15 protein-coding genes are annotated in these 15,842 nt (G+C 63.3%); 5 read left to right on the forward strand and 10 right to left on the reverse strand.

The features are described from left to right. Positions 1–78: 78 nt before the first annotated feature. Entirely contained in the window at positions 79–891 is an 813-nt protein-coding gene (locus tag AC1Z32_RS31345) for a crotonase/enoyl-CoA hydratase family protein (protein WP_483482715.1), read from the forward strand. Beyond that, on the forward strand, positions 888–1,538 hold the full coding sequence (locus tag AC1Z32_RS31350) for a phosphoribosyltransferase (protein ID WP_483482716.1): 651 nt from the start codon (positions 888–890) through the stop codon (positions 1,536–1,538). Before AC1Z32_RS31345 ends, AC1Z32_RS31350 begins: the two co-directional genes overlap by 4 nt. On the opposite strand, the gene mdeB is transcribed toward AC1Z32_RS31350, so the two are convergent. After that, complete coding sequence (mdeB, locus tag AC1Z32_RS31355; protein WP_483482717.1) at positions 1,535–4,246, reverse strand: alpha-ketoglutarate dehydrogenase; 2,712 nt, start codon at positions 4,244–4,246, stop codon at positions 1,535–1,537. The genes AC1Z32_RS31350 and mdeB overlap by 4 nt on opposite strands. 139 nt (positions 4,247–4,385) lie before the next feature. Here mdeB and AC1Z32_RS31360 point away from each other — a divergent pair, with 139 nt between their 5' ends. The 3 genes from AC1Z32_RS31360 (at position 4,386) to AC1Z32_RS31370 (ending at position 6,133) form a co-directional block, all read left to right on the forward strand. Beyond that, positions 4,386–4,916: an Lrp/AsnC family transcriptional regulator gene (locus AC1Z32_RS31360; RefSeq protein ID WP_483482718.1), complete on the forward strand. Its 531-nt coding sequence runs from the start codon at positions 4,386–4,388 to the stop codon at positions 4,914–4,916. A gap of 158 nt (positions 4,917–5,074) precedes the next feature. After that, positions 5,075–5,887: a mechanosensitive ion channel family protein gene (locus AC1Z32_RS31365; RefSeq protein ID WP_483482719.1), complete on the forward strand. Its 813-nt coding sequence runs from the start codon at positions 5,075–5,077 to the stop codon at positions 5,885–5,887. Between the two features lie 81 nt (positions 5,888–5,968). Next, positions 5,969–6,133 (forward strand): FmdB family zinc ribbon protein, encoded by a 165-nt coding sequence (locus tag AC1Z32_RS31370; RefSeq protein ID WP_062603491.1) that lies wholly within the window; start codon positions 5,969–5,971, stop codon positions 6,131–6,133. A 3-nt stretch (positions 6,134–6,136) separates the two neighbouring features. Here AC1Z32_RS31370 and AC1Z32_RS31375 read toward each other — a convergent pair whose 3' ends face one another. From AC1Z32_RS31375 to AC1Z32_RS31415, 9 genes are all read right to left on the reverse strand, one after another. Then, on the reverse strand, positions 6,137–7,039 hold the full coding sequence (locus AC1Z32_RS31375; protein ID WP_483483355.1) for a LysR family transcriptional regulator: 903 nt from the start codon (positions 7,037–7,039) through the stop codon (positions 6,137–6,139). 196 nt (positions 7,040–7,235) lie between these two features. Further along, positions 7,236–7,919 (reverse strand): methyltransferase family protein, encoded by a 684-nt coding sequence (locus tag AC1Z32_RS31380; protein ID WP_483482720.1) that lies wholly within the window; start codon positions 7,917–7,919, stop codon positions 7,236–7,238. Between the two features lie 16 nt (positions 7,920–7,935). Beyond that, complete coding sequence (locus AC1Z32_RS31385) at positions 7,936–8,700, reverse strand: ParA family protein (RefSeq protein WP_483482721.1); 765 nt, start codon at positions 8,698–8,700, stop codon at positions 7,936–7,938. Positions 8,701–9,528: 828 nt separating this feature from the next. Continuing rightward, entirely contained in the window at positions 9,529–10,038 is a 510-nt protein-coding gene (locus AC1Z32_RS31390; protein WP_483482722.1) for a DUF1269 domain-containing protein, read from the reverse strand. A gap of 87 nt (positions 10,039–10,125) precedes the next feature. Beyond that, positions 10,126–11,244: an ABC transporter ATP-binding protein gene (locus AC1Z32_RS31395; protein WP_483482723.1), complete on the reverse strand. Its 1,119-nt coding sequence runs from the start codon at positions 11,242–11,244 to the stop codon at positions 10,126–10,128. Between the two features lie 5 nt (positions 11,245–11,249). Then, a complete protein-coding gene (locus AC1Z32_RS31400; RefSeq protein WP_483482724.1) occupies positions 11,250–12,287 on the reverse strand; it encodes a carbohydrate ABC transporter permease in 1,038 nt (345 codons plus the stop codon). Next, positions 12,287–13,435 carry a carbohydrate ABC transporter permease gene (locus tag AC1Z32_RS31405; RefSeq protein WP_483482725.1) on the reverse strand — a complete coding sequence of 383 codons (1,149 nt, stop codon included), beginning with the start codon at positions 13,433–13,435 and terminating at the stop codon, positions 12,287–12,289. The genes AC1Z32_RS31400 and AC1Z32_RS31405 overlap by 1 nt, the downstream gene beginning before the upstream one ends. A 52-nt stretch (positions 13,436–13,487) precedes the next feature. Then, positions 13,488–14,966, reverse strand: coding sequence for an extracellular solute-binding protein (locus AC1Z32_RS31410; protein ID WP_483482726.1), 1,479 nt, complete (start codon positions 14,964–14,966; stop codon positions 13,488–13,490). A 50-nt stretch (positions 14,967–15,016) separates the two neighbouring features. Further along, positions 15,017–15,745, reverse strand: a complete 729-nt coding sequence (locus AC1Z32_RS31415) for a GntR family transcriptional regulator (RefSeq protein WP_483482727.1) — start codon at positions 15,743–15,745, stop codon at positions 15,017–15,019. Between the last annotated feature and the right edge of the window lie 97 nt (positions 15,746–15,842).

The raw sequence follows: 15,842 nt of genomic DNA on the forward strand, positions 1-15,842 counted from the left end.
CAAGCATTCGGCGCAAATGCACGCTCGCACGATGCGGCGACTATGCTGAAGACTGATCTTCGCGAAATGGAGTGGCCGATGCCGGCTCGCATCGAACGCCTCGGCGAGCACGTGCGCATGGAGTCGCACGCGGGTGATGCGCGTGTCGTGACCGTCGTGATCGACCGGCCCGCGCGGCGCAATGCGGTCGATCGCGGCGTCGCCGATGCACTGCGCGAAGCCTTCGAGCGCTTCGAAGCGGACGATGCGCTGTCGGTCGCGGTGCTGTGGGGCGCGGGCGGCACGTTCTGCGCGGGCGCGGATCTCACCGCGCTCAACGACGACGCGCGCCGCAACGAGATCCATCCCGACGGCAGCGGCCCCGGCCCGATGGGCCCGACGCGCCTCGCGCTGACGAAGCCCGTCATCGCCGCGATCGCGGGCCATGCGGTCGCGGGCGGTCTCGAACTGGCGGCATGGTGCGATCTGCGCGTCGTCGAGGAAGGCGCGGTGCTCGGCGTGTTCTGCAGGCGTGTCGGCGTGCCGCTCATCGACGGCGGCACGATACGGCTGCCGCGTCTCATCGGCCTGTCGCGTGCGCTGGATCTGATCCTCACCGGGCGCGCCGTCGATGCGCGCGAGGCGCTCGCCATCGGCCTCGCGAATCGCATCGCGCCGCAAGGCGAAGCGCGCACGGTGGCGGAGGCGCTCGCGTGCGAACTGGCCGCGTTGCCGCAGGCCGCCTTGCGCGCGGACCTGCGTTCGGCTCACGAAAACGCGTTCGATGCCGACCTCGCCCGGGCATTGCAGCGCGAAGGCGCGAATGGCTATCGCGCGGTATTCGATGAAGGTCTCGGCGGCGCGGCGCGTTTCGTTTCGCGCGTTTCGGGGCTGAAAGGACAAGCGACATGAACTCAGTGTTCGAGAACCGTCGTGAAGCGGGCCGCGAGCTCGCCACGCATCTCACGCATTACGCCGACCGCGACAACGTCACCGTGCTCGCCTTGCCGCGCGGCGGCGTGCCGGTCGCTTATGAAGTGGCGCGCGCGCTTCGTGCGCCGCTCGACGTGCTTGTCGTGCGCAAGCTCGGCGTGCCGGTTCAGCCCGAACTCGCGATGGGCGCGATCGCCTCGGGCGATGCGTTCTTTCTCGACGAACGCATCGTGGGATACGCGGGCGTCGGGAAAGACGAGCTCGACCGCGTGATCGCGCGCGAACGCGCCGAGCTCGCGCGGCGCGAGAAGCTGTATCGCGGCGACATGCCGCCGCTCGACGTGAACGGACGCGTCGCGATCGTCGTCGATGACGGCATGGCGACCGGCGCGACGATGAAAGCCGCGGCGATATCGTTGCGTCACGCGAATCCGGCGAAGATCGTCGCGGCGCTGCCGGTCGCGCCGCTCGATTCGGAAGCGCGCGTGGAGGATATCGTCGACGAATTCGTGTGCGTGATGCGGCCGCTTCGATACTTCGGCGTCGGGCAGTTCTATATCGACTTCGATCAGACGAGCGACGAGGAAGTGCGCGAGCTGCTCGATGCGGCGCGCAACGACGCCTAGCGCAGCCAGGGCGCGTCGTGCGCTTCCTGGGTCTTGCCGTATTTCTCGCGCGCGGCCTTCAGCACCGTTTTGTCGACGACGCCTTCTTCCACGAGCGATTTCAGCGCGGCAACGACGATCGACACGCGGTCCACTTCGAAGAACGCGCGCAGCGCTTGACGCGTATCGCTGCGGCCGAAGCCATCGGTGCCGAGCGTCACGTAGCGGCGCGGCACGTACGCGCGGATCAACTCCGGCACCGCGCGCACATAGTCCGTCGCCGCGATCACGGGACCGCGCGATCCTTCGAGCGCGCGCGTGACGAAGGGCGTGGGCGCATCGTCGTCGTTCAAACGCGCGAGTCGCTCACTCGATGCGCCATCGCGATGCAATTCCGTGAAGCTCGTCACGCTCCAGACCGCCGCCTCGACGTTCCAGTCGTGCTTCAGCAAGTCGCGCGCGGCGATCGCTTCGTTGAGGATCGCGCCGGAGCCGAGCAGTTGCACTTGCGCGCCGGCGGTATCGTCGCCGATGCGATAGATGCCGCGCAGAATGCCTTCGCGCGTGGCCGCATCCAGTGAGCCGCCGGGCGCCGAAGGCTGCGCGTAGTTCTCGTTGGTCACGGTGACGTAATAGAACACGTCGTTCTGGCGCTCCATCATCTCCTGCATGCCTTCATCGACGATCGCCGCGACTTCGTAGGCGAACGCGGGATCGTAGGCGCGGCAGTTCGGAATCGTCGATGCGGCGAGATGGCTCGTGCCGTCCTGATGCTGCAGGCCCTCGCCGCCGAGCGTCGTGCGCCCCGCCGTCGCGCCGATGAGAAAGCCGCGCGAACGCTGGTCGGCCGCCGCGAAAATCAGATCGCCGATGCGCTGGAAGCCGAACATCGAGTAGTAGATGTAGAACGGCAGCATCGGCAGATCGTGCACGCTGTAGGACGTCGCCGCCGCGATCCACGACGACACCGCGCCCGCCTCCGAAATGCCCTCTTCGAGAATCTGCCCGCGCGTGTCCTCGCGGTAATAGAGCATCGAGCCCATGTCTTCCGGCTCGTACAACTGGCCGAGCGGCGAATAGATGCCCACCTGCCGGAAGAGATTCGCCATGCCGAAGGTGCGCGCTTCGTCCGCGACCACCGGTACGACGCGCGGCCCGAGCGTCTTGTCCTTCAGCAGGCTGCCGAGCATGCGCACGAAGGCCATCGTCGTGGACATCTCCTTGCCGGATGCGTCGAGCGCGAACTGGCCCCACGTATTCAGCGCGGGCGGCACGATGCCTTGCGAAGCCTTTGCGCGGCGGCGCGGCAGATAACCGCCCAATGCCGCGCGCCTTTCGTGCAGATAGCGCATTTCGGGCGCATCGTCGGCGGGCTTGTAGAACTTGAGCTGCTCGACATCTTCGTTCGAGAGCGGCAGGCGGAAGCGGTCGCGGAACGCCTTGAGATCGTCGAGATCGAGCTTCTTCTGCTGATGCGTCGTCATGCGGCCCTGCCCCACCGTGCCCATGCCGAAGCCTTTCATCGTCTTCGCGAGAATCACGGTGGGCTGGCCCTTGTGCGAAAGCGCTTTCGCATAGGCCGCGTGCAGCTTGCGCACATCGTGGCCGCCACGGCGCAGGCGGTCGATATCTTCATCCGACATATGCGCGACGAGCGCGGCCAGTTCCGGATTCTGGCCGAAGAAGCGCTCGCGGTTATAGCGGCCGTCGTTGGCCGAGAACGTCTGGAATTGCCCGTCCACCGTATGCGCGAACGCGCGCAGCAATGCGTTCGTGCGATCGCGCGCGAAGAGCGCGTCCCAGTCCGAGCCCCACAACACCTTGATCACGTTCCAGCCCGCGCCGGTGAACTGCGCTTCGAGTTCATCGACGATGCGGCCGTTGCTGCGCACGGGGCCATCGAGCCGCTGCAGATTGCAGTTGATGACGAACACGAGGTTATCGAGCTTCTCGCGCGCCGCGAGCGACAGCGCGCCGATCGATTCGGGCTCGTCCATCTCGCCGTCGCCGAAGAAGCCCCATACCTTGCGGCCTTCGGTCTGAAGCAGATTGCGGTTCTGCACATAGCGCATGAAGCGCGCCTGATAAATCGAGTTGATGGGACCGATGCCCATCGAACCCGTCGGAAACTGCCAGAAATCGGGCATCAGCCACGGATGCGGATACGAGCACAAGCCCGGCCCCGCGATCTCGCGCCGGTAGTGGCGCAAGTGCTCTTCGCCGAGAAAGCCTTCGAGAAACGCACGCGCATACACGCCTGGCGACGAATGCGGCTGGAAGTAGACGATATCGCCGCCGTTGTTCGCGTCCGCCGCTTTAAAGAAATGATTGAAGCCGACTTCGAACAGATCCGCCGCCGATGCATAGCTCGCAATATGCCCGCCGAGTTCGCCATAGGCGCGATTGGCGCGCACGACCATGGCGAGCGCATTCCAGCGCAGCACGGCGGCGAGCTTTTCCTCGATGTCGAGATTGCCTGGATAAGGCGTCTGCTGCGATACGGGAATCGTGTTCGCATAAGGCGTCGCGCGCGCCCGCGCCGATTCGACGCCCACGGAGAGCGCATGCTCCGCGAGCCGGTCGAAAAGATATTGCGCGCGCTCGCGGCCCACGTGCTCTACCACCGCATCGAGCGCCTCCAGCCATTCGGCGGTTTCGCCGGGATCGATATCCTCGCGTCCCTTGGCAATGGAAAGAAGCTGATTGGTTCCGCTCGATAAGTCGGTCATGGGGCGACTCCGCATGGGCTAGAAGATTCGTTCAAGCATATCCATTGATGCGCAGAATGTGCGTCTCATTTGGCTGCCGCCGCGCTTTGCGGTAGTGTGTTTATTCTTCGAAAACGTTCAAAACCGGAATCTTTCCACTATGACGGCCAATGCAAAGCAGCGCCTCGACCGCATCGACATCGGCATATTGAATCAGCTTCAGCAAAACGCGCGCATCACCAATTCGGAACTCGCGCGCGCCGTGAATCTTTCGCCGACGCCCTGCTTCAATCGCGTGCGCGCGCTGGAAAAGGCGGGACTTTTCAAGCAGCACGTCACCTTGCTCAACCCCGAAGCGCTCGGCTTGAGCATCAATGTCTTCATTCAAGTCAGTCTGGAAAAGCAGATCAAGGATGCGCTCGCGCGCTTCGAACAGGCGATCAGCGAGCGTCCGGAAGTGATGGAGTGTTATCTGATGACGGGCGATGCCGACTACCTGTTGCGCGTCGTGCTGCCCGATGTGGCCGCGCTCGAACGCTTCATCCTCGAACGGCTCACGAAGATGCCTGGCGTCTCGAACATCCGTTCGAGCTTCGCACTCAAGCAGGTGCGCTACAAGACCGCGCTGCCCTTGCCCGCATCCGGGTTGACCCTGCCCGATCAGAACGCCGATGAAGCCGAATGGACATGATTGTTTCGCAAGAGCGGTCGATCCTTCCGATCAAACTTAAACATTCCTGTAATTCTTGCGATGACGCGGTGCGTCGGCTATAAATCTTTTGATCCACGCGGCATGTTTTCCCCGATCGACGTGTTCCTCTGACGAAGTGCCACGCACGCGAGAAAGACATGAACATCGAAACCGTACGTGTATTCATCATGACGCGCGGCGTCGACATCGGGATCATGGTCATCGGCGCCATCGCGCTGTGGATCATCGGGCGCTGGCTCATCAATCTCGTTACGAGCACGATGCGCAAGCTCCTTTCGCGCAACGGCCGCGTCGATCCCACGCTTGCGCATTATCTCGGCTCGATCATCGGCGTCATTCTCAATCTGCTGCTCGTTCTCGCGATACTGCAGATTTTCGGGGTTCAGACCACATCCTTCGCCGCGCTGCTCGCGGGTCTCGGCCTTGCCATCGGCACCGCATGGGGCGGCTTGCTCGCGCACTTCGCGGCGGGCGTGTTCATGCAGGTGCTGCGTCCGTTCAAGGTGGGAGACTTCGTGACGGCGGGCGGCGTGACCGGCACCGTCACCGAGCTCGGCCTCTTCGGCACGACCATCACGACGCCGGACAACGTCGCGGCCATCATCGGCAACAACAAGATCTTTTCCGACACGATCTGGAATTTCAGCCTGCTGCCGCATCGGCGGGTGGAACTGACGGCGAAGATCGCGAACGGCGTCGATCCGCTGGACGCCATCGCGCGTTTGAAGGAAGCGGTCGTGAAAATCCCGAATGTCGCGACGACACCGCCGCCGGATATCGAAGTGCTCTCCTTCACGCCGGAAGGGCCGCTGCTGTGCGTGCGGCCTTATACCAACACGAGCGACTACTGGCAGGTCTATTTCGACACCAATCGCGCGATCATCGAAACATTCAGGCAGGCCGGCTACCCGACGCCGGAGACGCCGCTCGCGCGCCGTGTCGTGAACTGATTTTCACGCGCCAATGCTGAACTAGAATGGGTGGAACCGGCGCTCATCGCGCCGGATCACCGGTCGCGCGCGGAGGATGCCATGCCGACTTATCAATACCGTTGCCAGGATTGCGGCGAGACCTTCGAGCATGCGGAGCATATCGCCGAGCATGCGACGGTGCAGCTCAAATGCCCCAAGTGCGGCAGCGAGAAGGTCGCGCATGCGCCCGCGCCTTTCGTCGCGAAGACCACCAAGAAGAGCTGATCTTCACGCCGCGCGGAAGCGGACTTCGTGCGACGGCAAGCCGCCGAGCCGCGACGCGACGTGATCGATGAACGCGCGCAGACGCGGCGCTTCGTGGCGGCTTGGCGGCCATAAGATCTGGAACACGCCTTCCGTGCGCATATGCGCGCCGAGCACCGCGCGCAGCATGCCGCCTTCGATCGCGCTCTTCGCGACGAAATCCGGCACGCACGCGAGGCCGAGCCCCGAGATGCAGGCGGCGAGCACCGCTTCCATGTCGTTGAACGTGAGCGTCGCGTGCGGATCGATCGCGAAGGTGTGATCCTCGCGCGCGAAACGCCACGGCTCGGGCCGGCCGCTCGTAGGCGAGCGGAAGCGGATGCACGCATGGCCTTCGAGATCGCCGGGCGTGGCGGGCTCGCCGTGTCCCGCGAAATACGCGGGCGAGCCGACTACGACCGGCCCGTATTGCGCAAGCGGCCGCGCGAGCAATTGCGAATCGGCGAGACGTCCGGTGCGGATCACGGCGTCGTAGCCTTCCTGCGTGACCTCGACCACGCGATCGCTGAAATCGATATCGAGTTCGATATCCGGATAGCGCCGCCTGAATTCCGGCACGAGCGGCAGCAACAGACGGTTGCCGAGCGACGGCGCGCTGATGCGCAGACGCCCGCGCGGCGAGGATGTCGAATGGAACAGCTCGTTCTCCGCTTCTTCGAGATCAGCGAGCATGCGCTTGCAGCGCGCGAAGAAGCGCGCGCCTTCGTGCGTGAGGCCGATCCTGCGCGTCGTGCGGTTGAGCAGTTGCACGCCGAGCTTCGCTTCGAGCCGCATCACGCTCTTGCCCACCGCCGACGCCGACAGCCCGAGCGCGCGCCCCGCCGCCACGAAACTGCCCGACTCCGCCGCGCGCACGAACGCGACCATGCCCGAGAGGCTTTCCGTGGTGGGCGGCCCATTGGGTCCATTGGGTCCATTGGGTCCATTGGGTCCATTCGAAGCTTGCGAGGAAACGGTCGGCATATGCATGATCGGACAGGAAGCGAGGCGCGACGAAATGCGCCTGTCTCCTGCATGAACGTCCGTGAAGCCGATTTATTCCCGAATATCGTGCGGCGAGCGCTCACCAGATGAACGGGACGAGCCGGTAGCGAACGCGCCGCGTGTACGCCGCATAGCCTTCGAGATGCGCGACGAGCTCGCGCTCCTCCATCACCGTGCGCCAGACGAGCCCGGCGAGCAGCAGCACGGAAAACGCGAGCCCCCACCACGAGCCGAGCACGAGCGCGCTCGCGGGAATCATGATGCCGGCCGCCGCATAAAGCGGATGACGCACGATGGCATACGGCCCGCTCGATATGACGCGATGCCCGCGCGCCTTCTGAATCTTCACGACGGGCGCGAGAAACGTGTTCTCGAGAAACACGCGCGCGACGAGCCAGAACGACACCGCGACGAGCGCCGCGCCGACCGATGCGAGCCACAGCGGCATGACGGACCAGCGAAAGCGCACGGCATCGAGCCCCATCAATACGAGCCACGCGCACCACAGCACGCCCATCACGACGAGAAAGACCTTGTCCCAGAGCGGCTGATCCGGCTGCATCGGCGCGCGCATGCGTTCGGCGAGCAAGGCCGGATCGCGCCGTGCGAGCAGCACGGTGATGGCGCCGCCGCCGCCGAACATCAGGACCATCCAGGCCCAGCCCGCGCCCCATTCGAGCGTGCCCGCCGCGCCGAACAGCAGCGCGACGAACACGACGGCTTCGACGATGATTGCGATCGCAACTTTCGACGTGACCGTCATGGCGGGACGCGGCGCGTCAGCCGTTCAGTTCCTCGTGCAGCGCGAGATATTCCTGCGCGAGCTTGTGACGCGGTTCGAGGTAGATCATCGGGCGCGCGTGCTGATGGCTCTCGCGGATTTTCACGGAGAGCGACAGATGCGAGTTGAGCACGGGCAGATCTTCGCTGCGCAATTCGTCGACGAGTTGCTGCGGCAGGCTCGCGCGCGGCTGAAACTGATTGATGACGATGCCTTCGACGCTCAGATCCGGATTGTGATCGTGGCGGATTTCCTGCACGTTATCGAGCACGGAATAGAGTGCGCGGCGCGAGAAGTCGTCGCAATCGAACGGGATCAGGCAGCGCTCGACCGCGATCAGCGCGGAGCGCGTGAAGAAGTTGAGCGCGGGCGGCGTGTCGATGTAGACGGCATCGTAGTTGCCGAGATTTTTTAGCGCATCGCGCAGCTTGTAGATCTTGTAGCGCGATTCGAGCTTGCTTTGCAGCGCTTCCAGGTTCGGGTGCGACGGCACGATATCCAGATTCTCGAATGGCGTCGAATGAATGAAGGATTCGAACGCCGGTTCGCGGAAGCTGTAGCTCAGTGCCGATTCGAAGAAACTCGCGAGGTTCGGCTGGGCGTCGCGGGCTTCTGCGCCGAGCAGGTATTGACTCGCATTGCCTTGCGGATCGAGGTCGATGACCAGCGTGCGCAAACCGCGGGAGGCGCTGATCGCGGCGAGATTGCAGACGATGGTGGACTTGCCTACGCCACCCTTTTGATTGAAGACCACACGGCGCATCGGGGGATTTATCCTCGGGGTTGTGAATGGGTGTTCTTTTTTGGCTATGGTTGGGTTGGTTGGGTCCCGGGGTGTGATATTAGCGCATCGCCTGGGTTCCTCTCGTGGCGCGTGAAATCCTGTTTTCGTGTCGGTGTATTTGCTCTGCCCCTGTGCGGGGCGGCCTGCGTGCGGTTTCATGGAATCCTGTTTTCGCGTCGGTCTATTTGCACTGCCCCTGTGCGGGGCGGCAGTCACTTTCTTTGCTGCTGCAAAGAAAGTAACCAAAGAAACAGCTATCCCCATCCAAAGTACTTCACACCGGCCCCGGCACAGAACTGCGCTCGTGGTCCGGCAGTAGCGAGTGCCCTCACAAAACTCTCCGGGCGTGGATCGCGCACGGTCCGCCACATCGCGCCACTCAACTGACTGGTAAGGCACGAAATAGCTCCCGCCCGCTTCGCGGCCGACCGGTCAATCGGGTCGGCGCACACTTCCTTGCTAACGCTTCCATCTCACTGCATTCGCCCACCGTTGGTTTCCCTTGTAGACCCAGCGGCAGCGCGTAGCGCTGTGCCGGAGCTATTTGGTGCTGAACCAGCGCGCTCAAACTTCTAGCTTGTCAGACCGTGCGCGGTCCAAGCCCGATCAGACCTTTGAGGGCACTCGCTACTGCCGGACCACGTGCCATCTTCTGTGCCGGGGCCGGCATGAAGCACTTTGGATGGGACAAGCTGTTTCTTTGGTTACTTTCTTTGCAGCAGCAAAGAAAGTGACTGCCGCCCCGCATAGGGGCAACGCTAATAGACCGACACGAAAACGGGATCCGGCAACAAACCGAAAAACCCATTAAGGAAAAGCAGGAATCGTAGGATCCGCCCCTTCCACATCTGCCTCCGGATGATGGCTCTTCACCAGAGCCTCAATTTCCTCGACGCGATCCTTCGGCACATCGACCATCATCAGCAACTCGCCGTCTTCAATCGCATGTTCGAAGCGCCGCAACCGCGTATTCGGTATCCCCACGCCGATCATCGTCGCGGCCCACGCACCGAACCCCATGCTCGCAAGCGTCATGCAAACAACGGCGCCGCCAGCAATCGTCAATCCCGCTGGCGGAAATGCCATCGCAACGAGCCCGGCGAGCGCGCCCGTCACGCCGCCCGCAGCCGTTCCCCGCGCAAGCGCAGGCAAGAGGTCGCTACGTTGAACCAGCGTGGCTTGCGGCAAATCCTCCAGCGGTTCATGAGGCCGCGCGAGCACATGTATATGCCGCCATTCGATGCGCTTCAAAAGCAGTTCGTCGATGATCCCCTTTGCACTGGTCACGCTCGGCAGCAGAAAATAGATGCGCCTCATCTCGCACCTCCATATCGGATCGTCATAAATCCAATATAGACGACGCGAACAGGAACGCTTGGCCGCACGTATTCAGGCTTACGTTTCTCAAACAGATCGTCGAATACGCGCGCCAGTTTCGTCGAAGAAATAGATGCGCTCGCGATTCACACGCACGCCGGCCGCGCCGCCGATCTCGCCCGAAAATGTATTCGGCACTTTCACGACGACCGACTGCTCGCCCACGTTCATCGTGACGAGCGAGTGATCGCCGATCAATTCGACCGAATAGATGCGTCCCTGCAATTCGCCCTCGCCCTGCGCCACGAGCGAACACTCCTCGGGACGCACGCCGAGCGTCGCCTTCCCTTCGTGACGCACCGGCGCTTCAAGTGAAAGGCCGGGCGCATCGAAGCGTCCCTGCGCGAGCGCGCCGCACAGAAAATTCATCGGCGGTGAACCGATGAATCCCGCAACGAACAGATTCGCCGGGTCCGAATAGATGCGCGCGGGCGTATCGAGCTGCTGCAACGCGCCCTTGTCGAGGACGGCGACGCGATGCGCGAGCGTCATCGCCTCGATCTGATCGTGCGTCACATAGATCGTCGTGATGCCGAGCTCATGCTGCATGTGCTTCAGTTCCGCGCGCATGTGGCCGCGCAGCTTGGCATCGAGATTGGATAGCGGCTCGTCCATCAGAAACGCGGCAGGCCGCCGCACGATCGCGCGCGCGAGCGCCACGCGTTGACGCTGCCCGCCCGACAACTGCCGCGGCAGGCGCGACAGCAGCGGCTCCAGTTGCACGCTCGCCGCCACTTCGCGCACGGCTGCATCGATCTCCGCTTTCGAGCGCTTTCTCACAATGAGCGGATACGCGATGTTCTCGAACACCGTCTTGTGCGGATACAGTGCATACGACTGAAACACCATCGCCACGTCGCGATCGCGCGGCAGTTGATGCGTCACATCTGTATCGCCTACGAAAACCGCGCCTTCCGTCGCCGATTCGAGACCCGCGACGATGCGCAGCGCCGTCGTCTTGCCGCAGCCCGATTCGCCGAGCAGCACGAGAAATTCGCCCGCCTGCACGTCGAGCGACAGATCGCGCAGCACGCGCGTATCGCCAAACATCTTGCCGACGTTTCTCAACGACACGCTCTTCGACTGGCGCGCCGCCGCGATCTTCGTGAGGCGAGCGTCGTCGACCTTCACCGCCTCGCTATCCATGGCCGTCATCCTTTCACGGCTCCCACGAGAATGCCCCGCACGATGAAGCGCTGCAGCGTGAGCGTCAGCAGCATCACCGGCAGGATCATGATGAGTATCAGCACCGACATGTTCCACCATTGCGGACCGCGCGTCGCGTTCTGCGCCGCGACGAGCAGCGGCATCGTCTGCGCGTTCGCGGTCGTCAGAAAGAGCGCGAACAGGTACTCGTTCCACGAGAGAATCAGCACGAGCAGGCTCGTCGCGACGAGTCCCGGCGCAACCAGCGGCAGCACGATGCCGAAGAGAATCGAGAAGCGCGTCGCGCCGTCGATCTGCGCGCTTTCTTCGATCTCGCGCGGCACGCCGTCGAAGAAATCGAACATGAGCCACACGACGATCGGCAGGTTCGCCGTCGCATACGTGATGATGAGCGCGAGATGGGTATCGAGCAGGCCGACGTTCTTGAACATGAGATAGATCGGAATCACCAGCACGACGGGCGGGAGGATGCGCTGCGATATGACCCAGAAGAGGATGTCGTCGTTGTTCAGATGCTTGCGCGCGCGACGCACGATCGGCCTCAGGATCAGGAAGAAAAGCGCAAGCGCAACGGCGAGCGCGATACGCAAATCGACATGGCCCCACGCGACCGCCGCGATCAGCAACGCGATCAACAGCACGCCGAGACCCACCGCCGCAACGGGCGGCCGATACTCGATGCGCGCGAGCGCGTAAGCCGCCATCGAGCCGAGAAAGACCGATGCCGCCGTGCCGCATGTCGCGATGATCAGCGAATTCATGTACGGGCGATACGTGTCCGGCCCGAGGTCGACAAAGATGTAATGCCACGCATCGAGATGCGGCTTGAAGTCGACGAACGGAATGTAGAGCGGTCCCGTCGATACATCCACCGGCAGCTTGAACGATGTGATCGCCATCCAGTACAACGGAAACAGCACGACGAGCGACCACAACCCGAGCAACAGATACGCGATCGCCCTGGCGCCGACGGGCAACTCGTCCAGACGCGCGGGCACGAACCAGCGCTTCAATGCGCTCATCACTGATCTCCCCGCGCGCGCCGCACGACGAACTGGAAGAACGACACGCACGCGATCGTCGACACGAAGAACAGCATGTAAGCCACTGCCGACGCGCCGCCGAGATTCAGCGTGCGCCATTCGATGAACGCATGCAGTGTCATCGATTCCGTGGCAATGCCGGGGCCGCCATTCGTAAGCACGTTCGGCAGGTCGACGATCTTGAAAGCTTCGATCAGGCGGATCAGCACGGCGCTCGCCGCGACCGGCGCGATCGACGGCCACGTGACATCGCGGAACACGCGCCAGGCCGATGCGCCGTCGAGCTGCGCCGCTTCGATCTGTTCGCGCGACGTGCCTTCGAGCGCCGCGAGCATCACGAGAAACATGAACGGCACCCATTGCCACGTATCGCCGATCACGACCACGAGCCGCGCGAGCCACGGGTCCGCCGCCCACGCGATCTGCCCGAGCCCGAGCCACGACCATAGCGGCGCGAGCGGGCCGATGGAGGTATCGGCCATCATGCGGAACATGTACGCAATGCCGACCGGCGTCACCATCAGCGGCAGAAAGAACAACAGGCGGAAGAAGCGTCCGCCCTTGAGGGGCAGCGTGCACAGCCACGCAAGCCCGAGGCCGATGAAAAACTGCAGCGCGACGCCGAGCACGACATAGAAGATCGTGACCATCAAACTGCCGAGCGCCCCGCCGCCGCCGAGCGTATTGGCCGCGAGCCACACGAGCGCGAGGAACGCGCATGCGGCGATCAGACGCCCGAGCGTGCCGATGATCGAACGCCGCTCGCTTCTCATGTAACGGTAGAACCAGAAGAGCACGGCGATCACGGCAATCAGCATGGTTGCGATGCTGAGTATTCCGGGCGAGCGGAACACGCCCGTGAAGTGGTATTGCTGGCTGCCCGAAAAAAGGCGCGCGTAGTTGCGCAGGCCCGTGAAAGTCAGTTGATAGCCGCCCTCGCCCAGCTCGAAGCGCGTGAGCGAAAGATACGCCGATGTCACGAGCGGGAAGATCGAAAACGCGAGAATCAGCAGCACGGTCGGCAGCACGAACACATAGGGCGCCTGCCGGTCGAGCCAGTTCGCGACGCGCGCGCGCGAGCCTCGCTCGTTCGCGACGACGGACGATGCGTGCGACTGCGTATTCATCAAGCCTCCATTGCGGTGGCGAGCGCTCTTGCAGACGCGCTCGCCAGAGCCTTCACTTCGCCCCGATCGATGCCTTGTACGCGCGCAACTGGCCGTCCTTGCCGAGATCGTCGGTGATCTCGCTCCAGCCGCTGTCGATGGCTTTCATCGTCGCATCCGCATCGAGCTCGCCCGCGAGGAAGCGCGCGACCGCCGTATCGAGCACGACCTGCTCATAGCGCTGATTCTGCGGAATGCGCAGATCGATGATCATGTTCGGGCTTTGCAGGCTCTGCTGGATCGCGCCGAGATACGACTTCGCGGCCGCGTCGCCCATGCCCGCCTTCTTCCACGCCGACATGTCCGTGAACTGCGAGCGCCGGTACGGATTGAAGCCCGACGCGCCGATGGTCACATCCACATTCGATTGCGCGGGCTGGCTCATGAACGAAAGGAACGCGTAGGCCGCGTCCTTCACCTTCGGCTTCGCCTTCGCGTTGATGCCGCCCGACCAGCCGCCGAACGCGGCGAAAGGCGCGTGATTCACGCCGTCGATCGCATACGGGCATGTGTTCTTGTCGCACGGCACGAGCTTGCCCGTGTCGCGGTCGAGCACCTTGCGCGAGCCGGGCAGGATCACCGCGCCGACCTTGTCGATCACCTTCGACTGCTTCGGATCGATGGCGAGCGGGCCGATATCGCCCCAGTCGAGCGTCAATGCGCAATGCCCGGAGATGAACGCGCTGCGCGTATCGCCGACATCGAGGTTGATCTCATTGGGCGGACCATAGCTGGTCGATTCCTTGTAGACGCGCAGCGCTTCCTTGAAGCCGTCGTTGTTCACGAGCGACTTGAAGTTGCGCGGATCGAAGAACACGCCTTGCGCCGTGCCCTTCGATTGCAGATAGCCGCCCGCGATCGAAATGATCGCCCAGTATGCCTGCGCGTTGCGCTTCTTCGAGATGCACGAGCCCGCGACCGGCTTGCCGTCGCCGCCGAAGACCTTGCCGTTCGCGGCCTTCGCGATATCGAGGTAATCGTCCCATGTTTTCGGCGGCTGCTTGCCGAGCTGCTGGAGGATATCGGTGCGGTAATAGACCATCTGGAAGTCGCCGTCGAGCGCGATGAGATAGGTCTTGCCGTTGTACTTCTGCGAGAAGTCGACGAAGAACGGCATCACGTCGTCTTCTTTCAACGCGGCATCTTTCGCCACGCGTTGCGACAGGTCTTCGAGGAAGCCGCCCTTCGTGTAATCGACCATCCATTGCGGCGCGAACACGGCGGCATCGACGGAGTTCGTGCTCGAAGCCCAGTCCGTCAGCAGCTTTTGATAGAGATCGGAGAACGGCACCGTCAGCACGTTCACCTTCGCGCCCGTCAGCTTCTCGAACTCGGGCGCGCGCCGTTGCAGCGGCTCGGCGATCTGCGGACCGACGAAGGTCATCACGTTGACAGTCACGCCCTTGAAGTCCTCGGCCGCCATCGCCGGCGATGCGGCGAGGCATGCGGCAGCGAGCACGGCCGCGGCGCCGACTTGCTTGAACAGGTTCATTGTTGTCTCCTCCATTGCGGTTGACCACGCTTTCTCGTCTTCCTTGTCTCCTACTCCCTGAACAGGTCCGGTCTTTCAGCAGAGAAGCGCCGCAGTTCGGCGACGACTTCATCCAGGTGATCGTGCATCGCGCGCGCGGCCGCTTCGCCATCGCGGGCGCGGATCGCCTGCGCGATACGCAAATGCTCCGCGAGCGTGTGCGCATGCCGCTCGGGGCTCGCCATCAGGCGTCGCGCGCGATCGAGCGCATTGCGCGATGCCGCGACGATCTCCTTCACGCGCGGCAGATTGATCGCATCCAATAGCAGTTCATGAAACGCGAGATCGAGCAGATGAAACTCGCGGCGCAGACCTTGCTGCACTGCGTCGCGCTCGCGGTCGAGGTTGGCGTCGAGCGCATCGAGCGTGGCTTCGTCGCATGCGGCGGCGAGCGTGCGCACGGCTTCTACTTCGAGCGCGCTCCTGATGAAGAGATGCTGACGTATATCGTGCATGACGATGGGCATGACGCGCGTGCCGCGCTGCGGCAAGACTTCGACGAGACCCGCGGCCGCGAGCTTCGCCAGTGCGGACGAAACGGGAAAGCGCGATACGCCCATGCGCTCGCACACCGCGAGCTTGTCGATCATCATGCCGGGCTCCATCGCCAGATTGACGATGGCCGCGCGCAACGCCTGTTCGACCGCGTCGGTGAGATTGCCGCGCTCTGAACCGTGCAATCGAGGCAACGCGCGGTAAGGGTCGGCGGCAAGACTGTTTTCATTCGTCGATGCGCTCACGCCGCCCTTGATTTCGCACTAACATGCTAGCAGGCTAGGAGGCGAAACACGGGTTGTCAATGTCGCGCATATATGGATTACCCGAGCGCGATCGCAC

The organism is Caballeronia sp. 11_S32, from assembly GCF_056930355.1.